General features: G+C 55.9%; 1 protein-coding gene. It reads right to left on the bottom strand.

What is annotated here, in order from left to right:
• On the bottom strand, positions 1-1,175 hold a 1,175-nt coding region (locus WBM93_RS14470; RefSeq protein WP_424432570.1), incomplete at its 3' end, for an acyl-CoA dehydrogenase family protein.
• Positions 1,176-1,662: the final 487 nt, after the last annotated feature.

The following is a 1,662-nucleotide window of genomic DNA, read 5'->3' as shown; positions in this document are numbered from 1 at the left end:
ATATTACGCTGAATTTCCGAAGTTCCCCCACCGATGGTCGCCGAAAAACTGTTCAAATAGCTGCGGTGCCAATAGCCGTCGTCGACCGCATTTTCGTCGCCTACATAATAGCCCGCCTTGCTGCCCTGAAAAGCGAGCGAGAATTCGGTCAGCTCACGGATCAGTTCGGTGCGCGCGAGCTTGTTCATCAGCGGCAGACCCATCGGCCTGTCCTGCATCAGCTGCGGCATCCGGCGGCGAGTGTTGTTCAGATTGAGCGCCTGAATGTCGATCATGAACTGGGTCATCTTGTCGCGCATCACCGGATCGTCAAGCAACGGCTTGCCGTTGCGCACCGAATTTTTGGCTAGCTCGACTATCTCCATCACGTCGAGTTCCTTGACGAAATAGCCGCCGACCGGCTTGACCTTTGCACCGCGCTCATATTCCAGCGTCTTCATCGCCATCGACCAGCCATTGCCCTCACCGCCGAACAGACAGTCGCCTGAAATCCGCGCGTCGGTGAAGAAGGTCTGGACGAAGCCATATTCGCCGGTCAGCTTCTTGATCCGGCTGGTGGTGATGCCGTCGATCTTCATCGGGTTGAGGAAAAAGCTCAGCCCGGCATATTTGTTGGGGGCGTCAAAATCGGTGCGCGCCAGCAGGATCATATATTTCGCGCGGTCGCCAAGCGAGGTCCATATCTTCGATCCGTTGAGGACATAGTCGTCGCCGTCTTTGACCGCCTTCAACTGAGCGTTACCAAGATCGGAGCCATTTTCCGGTTCGGAAAAGCCCTGACACCAGATATCCTCGGCGCTAAGCATCGGCTTGATATATTTCTGCTTCTGCTCCTCGGTGCCGAGATCGAGAATCAAGGGCCCGGCCCAGCCATTGCCGATCGCGTTGATCATGATCGGCGCGTCATATTTTTTCATCGCCCGGGTCGCGACCCGCTGATATTCGCTGTGCAAACCGCCGCCGCCATATTCCTTGGGCCAGCTCGCGCCGAGATAGCCCGCTTCATAGACCTTGCGCTGCCAGTCCTGGAGAAAGTCAAATTGCTGGTCGGTCGAGACTTCCATGAAGGTCAGCGGCAGCATGAAGCCGGGGTCGCGCACCGTATTCTCCTTGAACCAGGCATCGGCGGCTTCGCCATATTCCTTCAGTTCGGCTGCGCTGGGTTTGTCGGCCATGATGTCGCTCCTAGACGTCTTGTATAAACAGGGTCAGTGGCAGAGCCTGCAGACCTGCGATAATATGTGAATCACCAGCAGGTTAATTGAACGATTAAAACCGATAATGCAATGCCGTCCGAACATCACCCTAATGATAGCGCATAGACCCTGTTCAAACGGAGCCAGATCAGGGCGGCAAACCGATTGATCATCGGCACTTCGACAGTGCCGCCCTATTGCCGGGCCCGCATTCCCCCATCAAAACCGGCAATATCTGGCCGGTAAGCGGCAATTTTCTGCCACGCCTGTCGCTCCTGCAATCCATTCATGTCCGAACAATCCGCCGAGAGCTTTGCAAAGCTGCCCTCCGGCGATTTTTCCGAAAACTGGCACAGCTTTTGCGATGTTCGGCCCGAGATCGCCCAATTTGGTGCGTGCCGTCAGGCCTGTTTGGCCGGAAAACAAGATTGCGACAGGCAGATGCTGGTCAACATGAAGGAACCGA

The sequence above is a fragment of the Parasphingorhabdus sp. genome (assembly GCF_049667325.1).
Lineage (GTDB): Bacteria > Pseudomonadota > Alphaproteobacteria > Sphingomonadales > Sphingomonadaceae > Parasphingorhabdus.
Note: the sequence above shows the minus strand (reverse complement) of the source record. Positions and strands in the feature narration are given on the sequence as shown.